We start from the raw sequence: 15302 nt of genomic DNA, 5'->3' as shown, positions 1-15302 counted from the left end.
CTGTTGTCTGGAGGCACGCCGGGCCGATCGGGGCCCGACCGACCAACGAGGAGCAGACCGCGCATGACCGAGGACCTGGCCGAGGACCTGGTGGTACTCGTCGAGCCCGACGGCACGCCGTGCGGTACCGCCGACCGCACATCGGTGCACACCACCTCCACCCCGCTGCACTTTGCCTTCTCCTGCCATCTCGTCGAAGCCGGCCGGTTGCTGATGACCCGCCGGGCGCTGAGGAAGAAGACCTGGCCGGGTGTGTGGACCAACTCCTACTGCGGACACCCCCGACCCGGGGAGAGTGCCGTCGACGCCGTGCATCGCTACGCGCAACGGGAATTGGGTCTCGACGTCACCGATGTGCGCTGTGTCCTACCCGATTTCCGCTACCGGGCCGTCGATGCCAGCGGTGTGGTGGAGAACGAGGTGTGCCCGGTGTTCGTCGCGCGCCCGGCCGGTCCACTGCGGCCCAACCCCGATGAGGTGATGGACGTCGCGTGGACCGACGTCGACGACGTGTGGTCGGCGGCGCGACGCACCCCGTGGCTGCTCAGCCCGTGGTTCGTCGATCAGGTGCATGCGCTCGGTGCTCACCCCTACCGTGTGCCGGAGCGAGAGACGTCATGAGCCTGCGCCAGATGGGGTCGCACCGATCGGCTGCGATGACCCGTCCGTATGTGCGCTACGACGACGTCGCCGACGCCAGCGCCGACCTGGTGATCCGCTCGTATTCGTCCTCCTTCGGCCTCGCCTCTCGATTACTGGCCGGCCCGATCCGCCGAGACGTCCGCAACATCTATGCGTTGGTGCGTGTGGCCGACGAGATCGTCGACGCCCCGCGGCCCGGCCAGGACGTCGAGAGCAGGCGGGTCGCGCTCGATCAGCTCGAGGCGGACACCCTCGCGGCGATGGACACCGGGGCGAGCACCAACCTGGTGGTCCACGCCTTCGCCCGCACCGCCCGCAGGGTCGGCGTCGACGCCGCGCTGACCGCGCCGTTCTTCGCGTCCATGCGCACCGACCTGACCTGCCGAGTGCACGACGAGGACAGTCTGTCCACCTACATCTACGGGTCGGCCGAGGTGGTCGGGCTGATGTGTCTGCGGGCGTTCCTTGCCGAGGAACCCGACCGCGACGTCCGCTACGCGGCGATGGCGCCGGGGGCGAAGCGTCTCGGGGCCGCTTTTCAGAAGGTCAACTTCTTGCGCGACCTCGGAGTCGATGATGGTGAACTCGGCCGACGCTATCTGACCGGCCTCGACCCGCAGGCCCCGAGCGATGAGGCGTGGCAGCGGTGGCTCGACGACGTCGACGACGATCTGGCCGCCGCGGCGCGCATCATTCCCGACCTGCCCGGTGAGGCACGGGTCGCGGTATGTACCGCCCATGATCTGTTCGCCGAGTTGTCGGCGCGTCTGCGCAAGGTGGCACCGGCGGACGCGGTGACCACGCGCGTACGGGTGCCCGGACCGGTGAAGGCCCGTATCGCTGCTGCGGCGGCGGTGCGTCGCGGGTATCCACGAGCGGGAGGGGTATCGAGCCGGTGACCACACCGAAGAAGGTCGTCGTCATCGGCGGCGGTGTGGCCGGGCTGGCCACTGCGGCGTTGTTGGCCGCCGACGGGCACGACGTCGATATCGTCGAGAAGAACGCGAATCCCGGTGGGCGGGCCGGGAGTTGGGAGAAAGACGGCTTCCGCTTCGACACCGGGCCGTCGTGGTGGCTGATGCCGCAGGTCTTCGACCACTTCTTCGCGCTGCTGGGGACGTCGACGGCGGAGCAACTGGAGCTCACCCGACTCGAACCCGGCTACCGGGTGTTCTTCGAAGGTGAGCAGGACCCGCTGGAGATCTCCGGTGACCGTGCTCGCAACCGAGAGTTGTTCGAGCGCAACGAACCCGGTGCAGGCGTGCGATTCGACGAGTACCTGGAGTCGGCACGCGACACCTACGACGTGGCCGTTCGACGATTCCTGTACACCAGCTTCGAGTCGGCCCGGGCCTTCACCGCCACCGAACTGCTGCGCCGTCTCCCGCGGCTGGCGCGACTGCTGACCGAGAGCCTGGAGTCGTTCACCGCCAGGCACTTTCGTGACCGGAGACTACGGCAGATCCTCGGCTACCCGGCAGTGTTCCTCGGGGCGTCGCCCGAGCGTGCGCCCGCGATGTATCACCTGATGAGCTGGTTGGATCTCGACGACGGAGTCCGATACCCGCAAGGGGGTTTCACCCGATTCGTCGACGCGCTCGTCGGTGTCGCCGTCGATCACGGCGCGCGGCTGCAAACGGGGGTGGCGGCAACCGAGATCTGTACCCGCGATTCGGGTCGCGGACCGGTCGGGAGGCGGGCGACGGTCACCGGGGTGCGGGTGACCGCTGCGGACGGTGCCGAGCACGTGTTGCCTGCCGACATCGTGATCGGCGCGACCGATCTGCATCACCTCGAAACTCGCTTGTTGCCACGAAGATTGCAGACATTCCCGCAACGGTGGTGGGACCGCCGGATGTCGGGGCCCGGGGCGGTGCTGGTCTTTCTCGGGGTGCGTGGGCGGCTGCCACAACTCGCGCACCACTCGCTGTTCTTCACGCAGGACTGGCACGCGAACTTCGACGCCATCTTCACCGAACCCACCCGCGTCCCCGAGCCCGCATCGCTGTATGTGTGTCGGCCGTCGGCGACCGACGATACGGTGGCGCCGAGCGAGCATGAGAATCTGTTCATCCTGGTACCCGTACCGCCCGATCCCTCGCTGGGGCGCGGTGGTGTCGACGGGGCAGGCGATCCCGTGATCGAGCAGGCCGCGGACCGCGCCATCGAACTCGTCGCCGACTGGGCGGGCATCGAGGACCTCGCCGATCGGATCGTCGTACGCCGCACGATGGGTCCGGGCGATTTCGCCGTCGACGTCAACTCGTGGTCCGGTGGTGCGCTCGGGCCCGCACATACGTTGCGCCAGAGCGCTTTCCTGCGCGCCACCAATCGATCACGCAAGGTGGACGGCCTCTACTATGCCGGCGGCTCGACCCGCCCCGGCATCGGACTGCCCATGTGCCTGATCAGCGCCGAACTGATCCGCAAGCGCCTACGCGGAGACCATTCCACCGGGCCGTCGGTGGCTCCCTAGTGGTGGTGTGAAACCGACTCTGTGGCAGGCAGTCTCGAGGCTCGGCGCATGCGCCTCGCACCTCGACCATCGAGGTATTACTACGCTGGTCGAGGTGCCGACGAGCGCTAGCGAGGAGCCTTGAGACCTCTTGTGCTGAAGGGTTTCCGGGCCACGGTGGGACGAAAACAGTACCGGCGACGGTGGTCTCGAGGCTCGGCGCATGCGCCTCGCACCTCGACCATCGAGAGGGGGACGGCTTCCATACGGTGGTCGAGGTGCCGGCGAGCGCTAGCGAGGAGCCTCGAGACCTCTTGTGCCGAAGGGTATCCGGTGTGGCGATGGAGCGCTCGCCTACGCCCGGCCGATGAGCCCTGCGGTGATCTTCGCGGACAGCAAAACCAACGGCAGGCCGCCGCCGGGGTGGGCCGAACCGCCGACGAGGTAGAGACCGGGGATGGGGGAGGCGTTGGCGGGGCGCAAGAACGCGGCGCGCGGACCGTTGGATGAGCTCCCGTAGATCGAACCGCCGGGTGTCAGGGTGCGGCGGGCGAGATCAGCGGGGCTGAGTACGAACCGGTGACGGATGCGATGGCGGACGTCGGTTCCGCGAGCGGCCATCACCTCCAGCACGTGGTCGGCGTAGGTCTGCACGAGACCGTCGCTGTCCCAATCCATCCCCGAATCCGGGTCGTGGCGCGGCGCATTCACCAGGATGAACCACGCGCCGGTTCCCGCGGCGGGGACGATGGCCGGGTCGTCCGGTGCGGTGATGTAAACGGTGGGATCGGCGACGGGACGTGGTGCTCCGTGGCGGCCGAAGACCGCGTCGAACTCGGCGTCATAGTCGGCGGGGAACAACACCCGATGATGTGGCTGTCCGGGTGGCTCGTCGTCGAGGGCGAGCAGAATGACGAACCCCGACAACGACGGTGTGCTCCGCTGCAATCGGCGAAGCTGTCGCCGCGCCGTCGATGTGTACACAAGTGAGGAATACACCTGAGCTGCATCAGCGTTGGCGACCACCAGATCCGCGACGCAGGTCGCCGGACGCGGTGACGACACCGTCGGCGCGGCCGTCGCGGACACGGATCTCGCGCACCGCGGTCCCGGTCTCGATGTGTCCGCCGAGAGCGTTGAGCCGATCGGTGAGACCGACCGCGATGCGGCCGAGGCCGCCGCGCACATACCAGGAGCCCCAGCGCTGTTCGGCCCAGGGAACACTCGCCAGCGCGGCCGGGGCGCGACGCGGGTCGGAGCCGGTATAGGTGGCATACCTGTCGGCCATCATGCGCAGCCGTGGGTCGCGCAGATACCGGGACGCAAGGCCCCGCAACGACGACCACGGGGCGACAGTCCGCATGTCGTCCACACTGCGCGCGAGCGAAGCCATGTCGCGCAGGCTGATCGGCGCTTCGAGGAATGGCCCGTGGGTGGCGTCCCAGATCCTGCGGGCGCGATCGAGGAACCCCGACCACTGCGCGCCGCATCCGGCTCCGAGAGCGGCGTCGAGTGCAGCAGGGATCTCGGCGAAATCGCCGGGAAGATCGAGACCGGTGCCGTCCGGAAACCGGTACCGGGCGGCGATCGGCAGCCGCTGCAGTTCGAGAACGTCGTCGACGGGTGCGCCGGTCGCCGCGAACAGTTCGGCGAGGATGTGTGGCATCGTCACCAACGACGGGCCGGTGTCGAAGACGAAGCCGTCGTGCTCCAGGGTTCCGAGTTTGCCGCCCACCGCAGTCGATTGCTCGAGGACGCTCACCCGATGCCCGGCGTGCTGCAGCCGGAGGGCTGCGGCCAGCCCGCCGACGCCCGCCCCGACCACGATGACCTCAGCCACGGCGAGTCACCCGCCCTCGCGGTGTCGTCCCGGGAAGCGAACGCCCTTTCCAGCGCAATCGGTCTCGGCGATGCGCCTGCAGCGAATCCGCGGTGAGCGCCGCGAAACCCGCGATGGACAACGGATGAGCCAACGCGTCCGGCCACGCGCGCCCGCCGGTGACAGACGCCGAGATCGCTCGCGACGCCACCCCGGCGGCGTACCCCAGCAGCCCGATCCGAGAACCCGTGAGCGCCGCCACCGCCGGGACGATGTAGGCCAGCACCAGCATCGCCACCACACCGACGGCCCCGGCGGGTGAGCCGAACGCCGACCACAACGACTTACGGTAGCCCTCCCGAATCTCGCGGTGGCCGTGATACATCCGGCATTGCGCCAGGTGCGCACCGGCACCCACCCCGCCCAGGCCGCCGACGGACTTGATCGCACGGAGCAGGGCGATGTCCTCGAGAACCTCACCCGCGACGGCCGCGTGGCCGCCCGCTCGGTGGTAGATCTCGGCATCGACGACGAGGAACTGGCCGTTTGCCGCGGACAGGCTCGGACGCGACGACCGCTCCGCGATCCCGAGCGGCAGCGTGCTCATCCACGACCATTGCAGCAGCGGCTGGATCAGCCGCTCGGCCGGGCTGTCGGCGAGTTGACGGGGATACGGGCACAACAGTGCCAGCCCGGCAACGCGCAGGGCCGCGACGGTCGCGGTGAAGGCGAACGGGCTGACCCGCACATCGGCGTCGACGAAGGCGAGAATCCCGCCACACGGAACATTTTGTGCTGCTTGATGACACGCCCACGACTTGCCGAGCCATCCGGCCGGCGGCGGTGTTCCCGCGACAACCGTGACGCGCGGGTCGTTGGCCGCGCAGATCGCGAGGATCTCCGCGGTGTCGTCGGTCGAATCATCATCGACGACCACGATCCGGGCCGGCCCTGGCCAACGATCGATCGCCGCGAGCACCGCACGCAGACACCCCGGCGCGTTCGCGGCCTCGTCGCGCATCGGGATGAGCACCGACAACGGCTCGGCGACGGGCAGCGCATCGACATCCGGGGTACGAATCCGTCGGGCATTGGAGATCGTCAGCACAAGGGAGGCCGACGCCAATGCGGTACCGGAGTTCACGACCCATCGGAGGACGTCCCGCGGCCGGATGATCATCGTCGAACCTCCCGAAACACGCTGACGGCCAGCGGGATTGCGACAACGCCCATCACCAGTCCGCCGACCAGTGCGACCGGCGGACGACCGAAGAACACCAGATGAGCGATCACCGACGACCCATACACCCACAGGTAGGCGACCAGCGGAAGCAACTCCGCGGCGCGACGATCGGTCGTCGATGCCGGTTCCCGACGCCCGATCGCCACGCTGAGCACCGCCATCATCAACGCCGACACCAGCAGCCAACCCAGGAAGTTGGTCAGCGGAATCCCCTCGACACCGGGCAACGCCGGATGCGGCGACGACCATCGCCAGTACCCGGCGTCCACCATCTGCGGATCGAGGAACACATCCCACGCGGTCAACGCATACGCGCCCAGAAGCGGTACCGCCCAGAGCTTTCGGCCCGAGATCCGTCGTGCCACGACGAACGCCGGCCAGCTCATCATGATCCAGGCAAGCGGCACCACCACCGGGACGCCGAGGATCTCCCCACCGAGTGCTCCGGTATAGGCATAGTCCCCGAACGGGATTCCGGTGTGAACCCCGACGGCCTCGGCGAGCAGACCGCCACCGCCGGCCACGACGAGCAGGCAGAGCAGTCCCCGCACACCGTGCGTCGCCGCACTATGACACAGCATTGCTGCCGACATCGCCACCACGACGATCGTGGTGAGCACGACGTTGCCGCCACCGGTGAGGGGGAACGCGATCTGCACACCGACACTGGTGGCCAACAGAATCCACGCCGCCACCCGTAGGGGCGGGGGTCGCCGTCGGGATGTGGCTTCGGTGCGATCGACCACGTCGTCGGCGGTCACGGCGTAATCCCCCGGTAGGTTCCGATCACCGACTCGACGCCGAACCGGGCGAACAATTCTTCGGCGTACCAGCGTTGTGGGCCCGTGTCACGGATCGCCGACACGTGACCTGCACTCCGGTAGGCGAAGTCGGTCAGTGCGCCGGAGTTCTCCCAGAGTGAGAAGGTGCCCTGCAGACCGATCGGTGCCTCGCCGACTCCGAGTGCCAGGCGCACTCCCGGTGCGGCAGTGAGGTCGCCGACCACCGGGGGCACCGCCCGCCAGAACGACGCCATGCGCGTGGGCCGCAGCCGGGCCCGGGTCAATGCCGCCACCGGGCCTGTCCAGTCGGTACGGCGAGCTCGAGGGGCGTTGGTGCCGAACGGTTCTCGCCGCGACCACCGCCCGCGCGAGGCCAGCGGCACCATGCGCACGGTCAGTGCCTCGCTCGCCGCTCGATCCCAGGACCGCAGATAACGTGACGCCGCACCGGTGGCCGCGGCATCGGCGTCGGCCCACACCGTCAGCAGCGCCCAATGATGGGTGTCGGCGTCGCGCGGGGTGAACGTGCGCGCCGATCCCGTCCCCATCACCTTCGCGAACCGCAGGCCGGGCAGATGGCGCAACGCCGTACGACCCGACGCGACGCGCAGGAGTGCAGGTCCCACCCGATCGACGCCCCAGATGCGCAGTTCGACGACCGGTTTCGCCGACGGTGCCACCGTCATGAGCGTCGCCTCACCGACTGCCGCACCAATTCCCGCAGTGCCTCGCGCGCGGATTCGTCGACCTCGATGCGATCGATCACCTCCTGCGCAGCCGCGGTCAGATCATCGATGCGGACCTCGGTCTCGGCGAGGGCGCCCGTTGCCGCCATCAGCTCCCGCACCGCGAGAAGGTCGTCGTCGGTGACCTCCGGGTTGCCCAGCGACGTGCTCAGCAGGCGCCTGCCGGCGGGGTCGGCGCGCTCCTGGGTCAGGGCGACCAGCAGGGTCCGTTTGCCCTCGCGGAGGTCGTCGATGACGGGTTTGCCGGTCTCGGCGGGGTCGCCGAACATGCCGAGGACGTCGTCGCGCAGTTGGAACGCCTCGCCGGCCAGGACGCCGATCTCGTCGTACCGCGCGAGCAGGTCGGCGGGCGCACCGGCCAGCGCGCCCCCGAGCCGCAGCGGATGGGAGATCGTGTACTTGGCGCTCTTGTAGTGCAGGATGGTCCGGGCGCGTTGGCGGGTGATGGTTTCTCGCGTCTGTGCGAGCATGTCGAGGGTCTGCCCGGCGAAGGCCTCATCGCGCATCGTCGACCACATCGACCGGACGACCGATCGGGTGGCGCGATCGAGGTCGGCGACGGCGTCGCCGAGCAACTCGTCCGACCACATCAGGCACAGGTCGCCGGCGAGGATCGCCATCGCCGACCCGTGCGCCCGCGCGTCCCCCGACAGGTGCTCGGCCACATGCCGATCGGTGAAGGCGCGGTGGACCGTCGGCATCCCGCGCCGTGCGTCGCTGCCGTCCATGATGTCGTCGTGGATGAGTGCGGCCAGGTGGAACATCTCGATCGCGGTGGCCGTCTCCCACACGCCGGGCGTGCTCAGGGCCCCGGCGGTGCCGCTCACCTCGGCGGCGACCCGCGCGCCCCAGACGCAGAACTGCCCACGCAGCCGCTTGCCGCCGATCGCGGCACCGCGGATGGCGTCGGTGAGACGCCCGACGTCCGGGTCGACGCCGGTGAGGATCGTCGCGTGGCCGTCGATGGTGGCCAGCAGCATCCGGTCGACACACGTGCGGATCACCTCCGCCGCGCGGCATGCGGGATGCTCGCGCAACGAATCCATTCGGCCTCCTCAGAACGGGACAGGTCGGGACAGGACAGGTCGGGTGGACAGGATGCTCATGGACCATTCGGAGCCGGTCCGACCCCGGATGGGCGCGCGTACGGTGGGACGAGTACCCACCAGGAAGGTAGGAACGCCATGACCTCAGTGGTGATCGTCGGCGGCGGCCTGGCTGGAGCCAAGACCGCCGAGGCGCTGCGCGAACAGGATTTCGACGGCGACGTCGTCCTGATCGGGGCGGAGGACCACCTGCCCTACGAGCGGCCGCCGCTGTCCAAGGAATTCCTCGCGGGCAAGAAGCAACCCGCCGAGTTCACCGTCCACGACGCGGACTGGTATCGCGACAACAACATCGACCTCCGTCCGGGCACCACCGTCGAGCGCGTCGACGCCGACGCCAAACGGGTTGTGCTGCCCGATGGTTCGACCGTCCCGTACGACAAGCTGGTGCTGGCCACGGGCTCGTCCTCCCGACACCTGAATCTTCCCGGCGAGGACGCTGCGCACGTGCATCATCTGCGCACGCTCGACGAGGCGACCGCGCTCGGCGACGACATCGGTCCCGGGCGTCGGCTGGCGATCATCGGTGGCGGATGGATCGGCCTGGAGGTCGCGGCGTCGGCGCGCCAGCGCGGGGCCGAGGTCACCGTGGCCGAGGTCGGTGAACTGCCGTTGCTCACGGTGATGGGCCGTGAGGTTGCGCAGGTCTTCGCCGACCTGCACCGCGAGCACGGCATCGATCTGCGTACCGGCGTGCAGGTGCAGGAGATCCTCGAGACGGAGGGCTTCGCCACCGGCCTCCGGCTCGGCGACGGCACCACCGTCGACGCCGATGCGGTGCTCGTCGCCGCCGGGGCCGTTCCGGCGCTCGGGCCTGCGGAGTCCGCCGGCCTCGACATCGACGGTGGTGGTGTCCTCGTCGACGCCGGGCTGCGTAGTGGCAATCCCGACGTCTTCGTCGTCGGTGACATCGCCAACGCCGAGCACCCGGTCCTTGGGCGGCGGGTCCGAACCGAACACTGGGCGAACGCGCTGAACCAGCCGGCGGTTGCGGTGCGAAATCTGCTGGGCGGGTCGGCTGAGTACGACAACCTCCCGTACTTCTTCACCGATCAGTACGACCTCGGGATGGAATACGCCGGACTCGCCGGCGCCGACGACACCGTCATCCTGCGCGGCGACGTCGCGGCCCGCGAGTTCGTGGCGCTGTGGGTGTCCGAGGATGCGCGGGTGCTCGCCGGCATGCAGGTCAACATCTGGGATCAGCTCGACGACATCAAGGCGCTCATCACCGCGGGCCGCCCCGTCGATCTCGATCGGGCAGCGGACGCCGATGTGCCGCTGGCGCAGCTACTCTGATCCGGTATCGGGGTCACTGCACCACTGGGTCACTGCACCGCTGGGTCACTGCACCGCCAAGGCATCGACCGGGGTCACCGCCACCGCGCGCCGACTCGGCGGCAGTGACGCCACCAGAGCCAGCGCGAACGTTCCCACGATGATCGATGCCAGTGCCGCCCAGGGCAATCCGAGCGGAATACCGGACGTGAGTGCTCCGACCAGCGACTGACTGCCGACCGTCCCGAACACGATGCCGAGTACCAGGCCGGCTGCGACCGCGGTCCCCGACATCGCCAGCGACTCCCGGAAGATCATCGAACGGATCTGTCCCGTCGTGAATCCCATCGCGCGGAGCATGCCGATCTCCCGGGTTCGCCCGATGACGGTGAGCGACATCGTCGAGACGAATCCGACCGCGGAGATGATCACCGAGATGGCGACCATGGCGATCAAGATCGCTGTGATCACCGACAACGTCTCACGGGTGGCCGCAGCGTTGGCGGCTGACAGGTCCCAGCTGTCGACCGAACGGGTCAGCGCAGCCATACCGGTGGCGATCGTGGTCACCAGGGTGACCCCGATCAACAGACCCAGGGTCGACCGGGTGGTGCGGTGCGGGTCGCTGACCGCGTTCTTGCGGGCCACCACCGACGGCGCGCCGGCGCCGAGAGTGCGTCCGCTCAGCCGCACGAGGCTCGGCACGATCAACGGTGCGCCGATCAGTACGCCGACGGAAAGTGTTGCGGCACCGAAGAATGCGACAACGAAACCCGCAAGGCTGCCGCGCTCGCCCAACAGTGCAGCCAGCGTGAGGAGACCGGCACCCGCCAGGAGCAGTGCCGCGGCGACGACGCGTCGAACCATGCCGATCTCCCTTCGTGCCGGGGCGGCTGCCATACCGGTCAGCACGCCGCGGGTGCCGACCCGAGCAGCCACCACGGCGGTGGCGACGACGGCGAGCCCGGCCACGATCACCCCGGGTGGAAACGACGGATAGTCGAGACCGGGAATGGTGCCGTTGTGTACCAATATGATTCGAGTGATGTCGGTGCCGACGGTGCCTAGGATCACCCCGATGACGGCGCCGATGGCCGCGTCGAGGGCGACGGCCCGGGTCAGGCTCGCACGCAACTGTGCCGAACTCGCGCCGATGAGACGCAGTAGCCGTAACTGGTTGCGGCGTCCGGCGATCACGGTGGTGACGCCGTTGGTGATGACGATTGCCGACACGAACAGGGCGATCATGATGAAGACCGAGGCGACGACGTCGAGGGCGGCCCCGGCGGAGCCGCCTTTGTGCGCCGAGATCGTCGACAGCATCTGCGACGTGGTGACCAGGGCGGCGCCGTAGGTGGCCGAGAGTGCCGACACCACACCGATCGTGGCGAACTCGCGCAGCGACCCGACGGTCAGGCGCGTTGAGGTGGCCTTCATGCCGGAACCTCCTGCAACCCGATCAACAGGTCGGAGATCTGGCGGGGATTCAGACCCCGGTACTCGCCGGCGATTGCGCCGTCGGTGAGTACCACGATCCGGTCGGCGTAGGACGCGGCCACCGGATCGTGGGTGACCATCGCGATGCCCTGACCGTATTCGCGGGCCGCGGTGGTCAACAGTGTCAACACCTCTCGGCCCGTGCGGGTGTCGAGGGCACCGGTCGGCTCGTCGGCGAGGATGATCGTCGGGCGGGATGCGAGAGCACGCACGATCGCAACCCGCTGTTGTTGTCCGCCGGATAGTTCCGACGGCAGGTGATCGAGCCGGTCGCGCAAGCCGAGCGTCGCGACGAGGTGTGCGATCCACGCCTGCTGTGTGGCATCGGGTCGTATCCCGGCGAGTACGAGTGGAAGTCGGATGTTCTCGTCGGCGGTGAGCGTCGGAATCAGGTTGAAGGCTTGGAAGACGAAGCCGATGGTGGTGCGGCGCAGCAGGGTTCGCGCGGTGTCGTCGAGTCCGGCGATCGGGGTGTCGCCGAGCCAGATCTGCCCGGAGCTGATGTCGTCGAGTCCGGCGATGACGTTCATCAGCGTCGACTTGCCGGACCCGGAGGGTCCCATGATCGCGGTGAACTCGCGGCGATGCAGATCGAGGGAGACGTGACGCAGTGCGTGGATGGGGTTGGCGGCGTCGCCGTAGGTGCGTGACACGTCGCGCAGGACGACGGCAGGTGTGTGGGGTGCGTTCATGGGCTCGACGCTACGTTCGTGTGTCCGTGAGATCGTCGGCCGCGGTGTGGAAATCGGATACATCGCAGGTCGGTCGGTCGTACATCTGGAGATGTACCTCGGGCCGCGCAGGACGGGTGTCCCGGGTCAGACGAGGCCGTGATCGTAGGCGTACACGACCAGCTGAACGCGGTCGCGCAGAGCGAGTTTGGTGAGGATGCGGGAGATGTGTGTCTTGACCGTGGCCTCGGACAGCACCTCGGCCGCGGCGATCTCGGCGTTGGACAGGCCGTGCGCGGCCCGCACCAGGATCTCGCGTTCCCGAGGGGTCAACTGCGAGTACTCCGGGCCGGGTTCTCCCGCACGTGTCCGATGTGTCTCGAACAACCGGCGGGTCGCCGATGCGGCGACCACCTGGCTGCCGTCGACGACGGCGCGGATGGCGGCGAGGAGGAAGTCGGGCTGGGCGTCCTTGAGCACGAACCCGCTGGCACCGGCGGCGATTGCCGACGCAGCTGCCTCATCGGTATCGAAGGTGGTCAGTACCAACACCTTCGGTGCATCGTCGCCGAGATCGGCGATGAGGTCGGCGGTGGCGGTGATGCCGTCGACGCCGGGCATCCGCACATCCATCAACACGATGTCGGGTCGGGTGGTGCGGACCACCGTGGCAAGGCCGATCGCGGTCGACTCCTCGGTGACCACCTCCATGTCGGGCTGGCTCCCGATGATCATGGCGATGCCTCCGCGGAACAGCGGTTGGTCATCGATCAGGGCGATGCGGATCATCGGGTCTGTGTCCCTCCGGATTCGTGGGTGTTCCGTGTCGTATCGGAGACCGGTGCGGGGATCTGCAGGGAGACAAGCCAGCCGTCGCGGTTGTCGCGGGCACTGCGAAGCGTTCCGCCGATCTGCGCTGCCCGCTCGGCCATACCCGCGATACCGTGTCCGGCGCCGCCGGGAGCCAAGGGATTGTCCGACAGGGCATTCCACACCGTCATCGAGCACCCGTGCGTCCACTCGATGCGCACGACGACGGGTACAGCGAGGTCGCCGTACTTGAGCGCGTTGGTGAGTGCCTCGCTGAGTACCCGCCCGGCGACCCGGGTGATGTTCGCATCAACCGACTCGTCGTTCCCGGTTTCCCGGGTGTCGATGGTCATGCCGGCCGCCCGCATCCGGTCGAACAGGGTGTCGCGATCCGAGCGCGACGCCGACGACACATCCTCGTTGCGGAGCTGCTCGAGGAGTCCACGGACGTCACCGAGGGCTCCGCGCGCGGTATCGGCGATGACGTGCAACGCCTTCCGCGTTGCTTCCGGGTCGGCGTCGAGCACCATCCGGGCACCTTCGGCCTGTGCCACCACCACGGCGAGGGAATGCGCCACCACATCGTGCATGTCGCGTGCGAGCCTGGTGCGCTCCGATTGTTCGTCGTAGAGGTCAAGCAACCGTTTGCGCTCGAGTTCGGCGATGGTCTCGGCGATCGACGCCTGCTGCACCATGCGGCGCTGGTAGCGGATGAAACCGAAGGCCCAGCCGCCGATGACGACGACGGCCGCACCGGCAAATCCGAACAGCCGCGCCGCCACGATATCGGCCGAGGCATAGACGTGTGGGAATTCCCAACCGGCGATCACACATCCGGCTATCGCCACCGACAGGGAACCGAACCGCACCCGACGATCGGGGTGTCCGCCGACGGTGGCGAACAGCGGGAAGTAGGCCAAGGAGGCCACGACTGCGATCTGGTCGGTGGCCACCTGCACCGTCGCCGAGGCCAGGGCCAGCACGATCATCACGCTGGGTGCCGGCCGCCGCAGCGCCAGGGCGATCGACACGACGGCCGCGGTGACCGCGGCCGACGTGGATTGTCCGAGGTGAATCGGGATGGCGACCAATGCGAACACGACGGCGATCGCCACATCGATGATCAACCCGCGACGGGTCAGACCACCGGTGGAGAGGGGATCGCGCATGGCACGATGATCGCATGAGCACCGAGGCCGCGATCGTCCTGTTCGTCGCCGGGCTGATCTTGTTGCTGGCACTGGTCCTCGGGGTGTGGAAGTACCAGCAGATGCTGACCGCTCCCGATCACCTCGCGCACCCCTACGTCGACATCGCCCACCGTGCGGCGCTGATGTACTCCTTTGCCACGGCTCTGCTCGCCGCGCTCGTGCAGTTCAGCGCGTGGCCCGCGTGGCTCGATCTCGTGGCCGCCGGCATCCCGATCGTGTTCTTCCTCGGCGCAATCCTCACCTACATCGGGCACGGCATGCGTCGCGACACCAGCAATCAGTTCGCTCACCCCGACCGCGCCCTTCGCCTGTCGATGGCCGCACTCATCCTCGGTGAGATCGGCGGCGTAACAGTACTTCTCATCGGCTTCGCGGTGGGGCAGTTCGGCTAGGTCCCGCGGCGGACGCCCTCGCTTCGCCCGATGGTCGAGCCTCGAGATCGCTTGTGCCGATCCTGGTTCCGGCTCGGCAGGTGGTGCGGATGCTCGTCGGCGAGCGGGGTCTCGAGGCTCGTCGCTGGCGCTCCTCGGCACCTCGACCATCGGAACGGATAAATGGCCGTTTCCTGACCGATGGTCGACCGTTCCTCCCCGATGGTCGAGGTGCGAGCCGCGTGCGGCGAGCCTCGAGACCCGGCGGGATGGCAAGTATCGCAACCACATCGACGCCCACTTGACGCGCGCGGAAAAAGTTGTCCACAGATTTCTCGAGCCGCACGACCGCTGCCGCGCCGGTTTTGTCGGTACCCCCTCGTACACTTGTGCCCATAGGTTCGATCACCGATCGCGGGAGGGGGTATCTGATGTCGAGTGTGTTGACGTTCACCGATCCGGATGCCGACGCTGCCGCAATCACGTCGATGTCACGGGATGAGCTCATCGAGACCGGCCCTGATCTGCTACGCGAGTCCCGCAAATACGAGGCCCGGACGGTGCTGGCTGCCGCGGCGCTGGCGGAGCGGGTGTATCGCGAGCATCTCGCCGGTCGGTCCGAGACCAGCGTGTGGGGTTCGGTCATCGAGCATGCCGAGAAACTCGGCCGC

At 68.3% G+C, this 15302-nt stretch carries 13 protein-coding genes and 2 pseudogenes; 6 read left to right on the top strand and 9 right to left on the bottom strand.

The features are described 5' to 3' along the window. The first annotated feature begins 63 nt into the window (after nucleotides 1-63). From idi to crtI, 3 genes are read left to right on the top strand one after another with little or no spacing between them, the layout of a single operon-like run. A complete protein-coding gene (gene idi, locus GOPIP_RS06255) occupies nucleotides 64-621 on the top strand; it encodes an isopentenyl-diphosphate Delta-isomerase (RefSeq protein ID WP_006368735.1) in 558 nt (185 codons plus the stop codon). Then, on the top strand, nucleotides 618-1541 hold the full coding sequence (locus GOPIP_RS06250; RefSeq protein WP_006368734.1) for a phytoene/squalene synthase family protein: 924 nt from the start codon (nucleotides 618-620) through the stop codon (nucleotides 1539-1541). Before idi ends, GOPIP_RS06250 begins: the two co-directional genes overlap by 4 nt. Beyond that, on the top strand, nucleotides 1538-3118 hold the full coding sequence (gene crtI, locus GOPIP_RS06245) for a phytoene desaturase family protein (protein ID WP_006368733.1): 1581 nt from the start codon (nucleotides 1538-1540) through the stop codon (nucleotides 3116-3118). The genes GOPIP_RS06250 and crtI overlap by 4 nt, the downstream gene beginning before the upstream one ends. Before the next feature lie 333 nt (nucleotides 3119-3451). Here crtI and GOPIP_RS06240 read toward each other — a convergent pair. From GOPIP_RS06240 to GOPIP_RS06220, 5 genes and pseudogenes are all read right to left on the bottom strand, one after another. Then, a pseudogene (locus tag GOPIP_RS06240) lies at nucleotides 3452-4937 on the bottom strand (phytoene desaturase family protein). Next, complete coding sequence (locus GOPIP_RS06235) at nucleotides 4930-6096, bottom strand: glycosyltransferase family 2 protein (RefSeq protein WP_035727326.1); 1167 nt, start codon at nucleotides 6094-6096, stop codon at nucleotides 4930-4932. Before GOPIP_RS06235 ends, GOPIP_RS06240 begins: the two are co-directional and overlap by 8 nt. Next, the gene (locus GOPIP_RS06230) at nucleotides 6093-6920 is read right to left on the bottom strand and encodes a carotenoid biosynthesis protein (RefSeq protein ID WP_006368729.1); all 828 of its coding nucleotides are present in this window, start codon (nucleotides 6918-6920) and stop codon (nucleotides 6093-6095) included. The genes GOPIP_RS06235 and GOPIP_RS06230 overlap by 4 nt, the downstream gene beginning before the upstream one ends. Further along, complete coding sequence (locus GOPIP_RS06225; RefSeq protein ID WP_006368728.1) at nucleotides 6917-7627, bottom strand: hypothetical protein; 711 nt, start codon at nucleotides 7625-7627, stop codon at nucleotides 6917-6919. The genes GOPIP_RS06230 and GOPIP_RS06225 overlap by 4 nt, the downstream gene beginning before the upstream one ends. Beyond that, nucleotides 7624-8733 carry a polyprenyl synthetase family protein gene (locus tag GOPIP_RS06220; RefSeq protein ID WP_006368727.1) on the bottom strand — a complete coding sequence of 370 codons (1110 nt, stop codon included), beginning with the start codon at nucleotides 8731-8733 and terminating at the stop codon, nucleotides 7624-7626. The genes GOPIP_RS06225 and GOPIP_RS06220 overlap by 4 nt, the downstream gene beginning before the upstream one ends. A gap of 138 nt (nucleotides 8734-8871) precedes the next feature. Here GOPIP_RS06220 and GOPIP_RS06215 point away from each other — a divergent pair, with 138 nt between their 5' ends. Further along, complete coding sequence (locus tag GOPIP_RS06215; protein ID WP_035727324.1) at nucleotides 8872-10092, top strand: NAD(P)/FAD-dependent oxidoreductase; 1221 nt, start codon at nucleotides 8872-8874, stop codon at nucleotides 10090-10092. A 45-nt stretch (nucleotides 10093-10137) separates the two neighbouring features. Here GOPIP_RS06215 and GOPIP_RS06210 read toward each other — a convergent pair whose 3' ends face one another. The 4 genes from GOPIP_RS06210 to GOPIP_RS06195 form a co-directional block, all read right to left on the bottom strand. Continuing rightward, nucleotides 10138-11508: an ABC transporter permease gene (locus GOPIP_RS06210; protein WP_006368725.1), complete on the bottom strand. Its 1371-nt coding sequence runs from the start codon at nucleotides 11506-11508 to the stop codon at nucleotides 10138-10140. Further along, complete coding sequence (locus GOPIP_RS06205) at nucleotides 11505-12260, bottom strand: ABC transporter ATP-binding protein (RefSeq protein ID WP_006368724.1); 756 nt, start codon at nucleotides 12258-12260, stop codon at nucleotides 11505-11507. Before GOPIP_RS06205 ends, GOPIP_RS06210 begins: the two co-directional genes overlap by 4 nt. A 126-nt stretch (nucleotides 12261-12386) precedes the next feature. Beyond that, entirely contained in the window at nucleotides 12387-13028 is a 642-nt protein-coding gene (locus GOPIP_RS06200) for a response regulator transcription factor (RefSeq protein WP_006368723.1), read from the bottom strand. Further along, nucleotides 13025-14218, bottom strand: coding sequence for a sensor histidine kinase (locus tag GOPIP_RS06195; protein ID WP_006368722.1), 1194 nt, complete (start codon nucleotides 14216-14218; stop codon nucleotides 13025-13027). Before GOPIP_RS06195 ends, GOPIP_RS06200 begins: the two co-directional genes overlap by 4 nt. Nucleotides 14219-14232: 14 nt before the next feature. Between GOPIP_RS06195 and GOPIP_RS06190 the strand changes: the two genes are divergently transcribed. Both GOPIP_RS06190 and GOPIP_RS06185 read left to right on the top strand, forming a co-directional pair. Continuing rightward, the gene (locus tag GOPIP_RS06190) at nucleotides 14233-14652 is read left to right on the top strand and encodes a hypothetical protein (RefSeq protein WP_006368721.1); all 420 of its coding nucleotides are present in this window, start codon (nucleotides 14233-14235) and stop codon (nucleotides 14650-14652) included. A 410-nt stretch (nucleotides 14653-15062) separates the two neighbouring features. Then, a pseudogene (locus GOPIP_RS06185) lies at nucleotides 15063-15302 on the top strand (HNH endonuclease); the annotation flags it as partial.

The sequence above is a fragment of the Gordonia polyisoprenivorans NBRC 16320 = JCM 10675 genome (assembly GCF_000241325.1).
Lineage (GTDB): Bacteria > Actinomycetota > Actinomycetes > Mycobacteriales > Mycobacteriaceae > Gordonia > Gordonia polyisoprenivorans.
Note: the sequence above shows the minus strand (reverse complement) of the source record. Positions and strands in the feature narration are given on the sequence as shown.

Bases quoted from the DNA above. Each gene is read 5' to 3' on its own strand.
- idi (WP_006368735.1), top strand. From the start codon at position 64: ATGACCGAGGACCTGGCCGAGGACCTGGTGGTACTCGTCGAGCCCGAC.
- GOPIP_RS06250 (WP_006368734.1), top strand. From the start codon at position 618: ATGAGCCTGCGCCAGATGGGGTCGCACCGATCGGCTGCGATGACCCGT.
- GOPIP_RS06235 (WP_035727326.1), bottom strand. From the start codon at position 6,096: ATGATCATCCGGCCGCGGGACGTCCTCCGATGGGTCGTGAACTCCGGT.
- GOPIP_RS06225 (WP_006368728.1), bottom strand. From the start codon at position 7,627: ATGACGGTGGCACCGTCGGCGAAACCGGTCGTCGAACTGCGCATCTGG.
- GOPIP_RS06220 (WP_006368727.1), bottom strand. From the start codon at position 8,733: ATGGATTCGTTGCGCGAGCATCCCGCATGCCGCGCGGCGGAGGTGATC.
- GOPIP_RS06215 (WP_035727324.1), top strand. From the start codon at position 8,872: ATGACCTCAGTGGTGATCGTCGGCGGCGGCCTGGCTGGAGCCAAGACC.
- GOPIP_RS06210 (WP_006368725.1), bottom strand. From the start codon at position 11,508: ATGAAGGCCACCTCAACGCGCCTGACCGTCGGGTCGCTGCGCGAGTTC.
- GOPIP_RS06205 (WP_006368724.1), bottom strand. From the start codon at position 12,260: ATGAACGCACCCCACACACCTGCCGTCGTCCTGCGCGACGTGTCACGC.
- GOPIP_RS06200 (WP_006368723.1), bottom strand. From the start codon at position 13,028: ATGATCCGCATCGCCCTGATCGATGACCAACCGCTGTTCCGCGGAGGC.
- GOPIP_RS06195 (WP_006368722.1), bottom strand. From the start codon at position 14,218: ATGCGCGATCCCCTCTCCACCGGTGGTCTGACCCGTCGCGGGTTGATC.
- GOPIP_RS06190 (WP_006368721.1), top strand. From the start codon at position 14,233: ATGAGCACCGAGGCCGCGATCGTCCTGTTCGTCGCCGGGCTGATCTTG.